The following is a 3119-nucleotide window of genomic DNA, read 5'->3' as shown; positions in this document are numbered from 1 at the left end:
TTGCTGTAAAAGCCGGCGAACAGCGGCGTTCCGATCAGCGCCAGGCTGCCCAGCAGCGAGGTGATCCATGTGATGGGCATGTACTTGCGCAGACCGCCCATGTTGCGGATGTCCTGATCGTGGTGCATGCCGATGATCACGCTGCCCGCCGCCAGGAACAGCAGCGCCTTGAAGAAGGCGTGCGTCATCAGATGGAACACCGCCACGCCGTACACCGACAGGCCCAGCGCGACTGTCATGTAGCCGAGCTGGCTCAGCGTGGAATAGGCCACCACGCGTTTGATGTCGTTCTGGATGATGCCCAGGAAGCCCATGAACAGCGCGGTGATGGCACCGATGACGAGCACGAAGCTCAGCGCCGTGTCCGACAACTCGAACAAGGGGCTCATGCGGGCCACCATAAAGATGCCGGCCGTCACCATGGTGGCGGCGTGGATCAGCGCCGAGATCGGCGTCGGGCCTTCCATCGAGTCGGGCAGCCACACATGGAGCGGGAACTGCGCGCTCTTGCCCATCGCGCCGATGAACAGGCAGATGCAGGCGACCGTCAACATCATCCAGTCGCTGCCCCACAGCGGCGCGTCAAAGCCGATCTTGGCCAGCTCCGGCGCCTTGGCGAAGACCTCGGCGTAGTCGAGGGAGCCGCTGTGCGCGACCAGCAGGCCGATGCCGAGGATGAAGCCGAAGTCACCGACCCGGTTGACCAGGAAGGCCTTCATATTGGCAAAGATTGCCGTCGGTTTGGTGTACCAAAAGCCGATCAGCAAGTAACTGACCAGGCCGACGGCCTCCCAGCCGAAGAACAGCTGCAACATATTGTTGCTCATCACCAGCATCAACATGCTGAAAGTGAACAAGGAGATATAGCAGAAGAAGCGCTGATAGCCTGGATCGTCCTTCATGTAACCGATGGTGTAGATGTGCACCATCAGCGACACAAAGGTCACCACGCACATCATCATCGCGGTCAGGCCGTCGACCAGGAAGCCGACCTCCATCTTCAGGCCGCCGACCACCATCCATTCGTAAATGGTCTGGTTGAAGCGCGCGCCATCATTGACGACGGCCTGCAAGGTCAGCACCGAGATGATGAAGGCGATCAAGACGCCAAGAATAGTGACGGTATGTGCGCCGGCACGGCCGATTTGCTTGCCAAAGAATCCAGCTGCAATCGCACCGACCAGCGGCGCCAGGGGCACCGCCAAAAGCATATTCTGTGAGAGTTGTGCAGACATATGACGGTTAGCCCTTCAGCGCGTCGAGCTCTTCGACATTGATGGTGGCGCGGTTGCGGAACAGCACGACGAGGATGGCCAGGCCAATAGCCGATTCGGCCGCCGCCACGGTCAGGATGAAGAACACAAAGACCTGGCCGGCGATATCACCGAGGTAATGAGAGAAGGCCACAAAATTCATATTCACGGCCAACAGCATCAGCTCGATCGCCATCAAGAGCACGATCAGGTTTTTGCGGTTCATGAAAATGCCGACGACGGCGATCGCAAACAGCATCGCCCCCAGCGTCAGGAAATGGCCCAGCGTCAATGTCATCATGGCTTCACTACTCCTGGCTCGCCAGCCGCTGTGGCGTCGGGCTCAATGGCTTCAACGGTGGGTGCGACCTTGATGATGCGCAACCGGTCGCCCTTCTTGACCTTGACCTGCTCGGAGGGTTTTTGCGTGCGCGCATCCTTGCGGCTGCGCAGCGTGAGGGCGATCGCCGCGATGATGGCGACCAGCAGCAGCAGCGCCGCGATTTCCAGCGGATACAGATACTGGCTGTAGATCGCGATGCCCAGCATCTTGGTGTTACCCAGCTGCATCTCGGCGGCACTCAGTTCGGGCGCGCTGCTGAGGCGAAAGCCTCCCATCAAGACGGCCGCCATTTCCAGCGCGATCACCGCGCCGACCAGACCGCCCAGCGGCAGATGTTTCCAAAAGCCCTCGCGCACGCCGGTGGAGTTGATGTCCAGCATCATCACCACGAACAGGAACAAGACCATCACCGCGCCGATATAAACCAGCACCAGGGCAATGGCTAAGAACTCGGCCTTCAGCAGCATCCAGATGCAGGCCGCGGTGAAAAAGGCCAGGATCAAAAACAAGACGGCATGCACGGTGCTGCGTGCCGTGATGACCATGAACGACGATCCCAGCAGCACGGCCGAGAAGAGATAAAACAATACGGTTGTGATGTCCATGCGTTTTCCTGCAAGCAGGCTTTGCGACTCAGGTTCGATCAGCGTGGATCGATCCCGCTTCGTTCAGCGGTACTTGGCGTCGGCCTCCTTTTGGGCTGCGATCTCGGGCTCGAAGCGATCGCCGACGGCCAACAGCATGTCCTTGGTGAAGTACAGGTCGCCCCGCTTTTCGCCGTGGTATTCAAAAATGCTGGTTTCGACAATCGAGTCGACCGGGCAGCTCTCTTCGCAGAAGCCGCAGAAGATGCACTTGGTCAGATCAATGTCATAGCGGCTGGTGCGGCGCGAGCCGTCGTCCCTGACCTCGGACTCAATCGTGATCGCCATCGCTGGGCAAACTGCTTCGCAGAGCTTGCAGGCGATGCAACGCTCTTCGCCGTTCTCATAGCGGCGCAAGGCGTGCAGGCCACGGAAGCGCGGCGACAGCGGGGTCTTCTCTTCCGGGAACTGCACCGTGATATTGCGGGACAAGAAATGCCGGCCGGTCAGGGCCAGGCCCTTGAACAGCTCGATGAGCATGAAGCTCTTGACGAAGCTAACTGCAGACATGGGCGGCCTCATCACTTCCAGATGTTGTAAGGCGACTGGATCCAGAAGCCGACGACGACCAGCCAGACCAGAGTCACGGGAATGAAGATCTTCCAGCCCAGGCGCATGATCTGGTCATAGCGATAGCGCGGGAAACTGGCGCGAATCCACAAGAACATGGTGACCACGGCGAAGGTCTTGGCACCCAGCCAGATCCAGCCGGGGATGAAGTCGAGTGCGGCGATCGGCGACAACCAGCCACCCAGGAACAGGGTCACGGTCAGGATCGAGACCAACCACATATTCGCGTACTCGGCCAAGAAGAACATCGCGAACGACATGCCCGAGTACTCGACCATATGGCCGGCGACGATCTCCGATTCGCCCTCG

Annotated in this window: 5 protein-coding genes; all 5 read right to left on the bottom strand. The window is 59.5% G+C overall.

Translation table 11 applies throughout. The features are described from left to right. The coding region (nuoL, locus tag RMO57_RS19335) for an NADH-quinone oxidoreductase subunit L (RefSeq protein ID WP_310389446.1) at positions 1-1235 on the bottom strand (1235 nt) is incomplete at its 3' end. Between the two features lie 7 nt (positions 1236-1242). Then, positions 1243-1551 (bottom strand): NADH-quinone oxidoreductase subunit NuoK, encoded by a 309-nt coding sequence (gene nuoK, locus RMO57_RS19330; RefSeq protein ID WP_263535337.1) that lies wholly within the window; start codon positions 1549-1551, stop codon positions 1243-1245. Next, entirely contained in the window at positions 1551-2201 is a 651-nt protein-coding gene (locus RMO57_RS19325) for an NADH-quinone oxidoreductase subunit J (RefSeq protein ID WP_310389444.1), read from the bottom strand. Before RMO57_RS19325 ends, nuoK begins: the two co-directional genes overlap by 1 nt. 63 nt (positions 2202-2264) lie before the next feature. Continuing rightward, the gene (gene nuoI / locus RMO57_RS19320) at positions 2265-2750 is read right to left on the bottom strand and encodes an NADH-quinone oxidoreductase subunit NuoI (protein ID WP_310389443.1); all 486 of its coding nucleotides are present in this window, start codon (positions 2748-2750) and stop codon (positions 2265-2267) included. Between the two features lie 11 nt (positions 2751-2761). Beyond that, positions 2762-3119 (bottom strand): complex I subunit 1/NuoH family protein (locus RMO57_RS19315; RefSeq protein ID WP_310389441.1); only part of this gene is annotated, 358 nt, incomplete at its 5' end.

It is taken from the genome of Roseateles sp. (assembly GCF_031397715.1).
Classification (GTDB): Bacteria; Pseudomonadota; Gammaproteobacteria; order Burkholderiales; family Burkholderiaceae_C; genus Paucibacter_A.
This window is presented reverse-complemented; position numbering and strand designations above follow the sequence as displayed.

What these genes read in the sequence shown, in the direction of transcription:
- nuoK (WP_263535337.1), bottom strand. Translation starts at nt 1,551, where the DNA reads ATGACATTGACGCTGGGCCATTTCCTGACGCTGGGGGCGATGCTGTTT.
- RMO57_RS19325 (WP_310389444.1), bottom strand. Translation starts at nt 2,201, where the DNA reads ATGGACATCACAACCGTATTGTTTTATCTCTTCTCGGCCGTGCTGCTG.
- nuoI (WP_310389443.1), bottom strand. Translation starts at nt 2,750, where the DNA reads ATGTCTGCAGTTAGCTTCGTCAAGAGCTTCATGCTCATCGAGCTGTTC.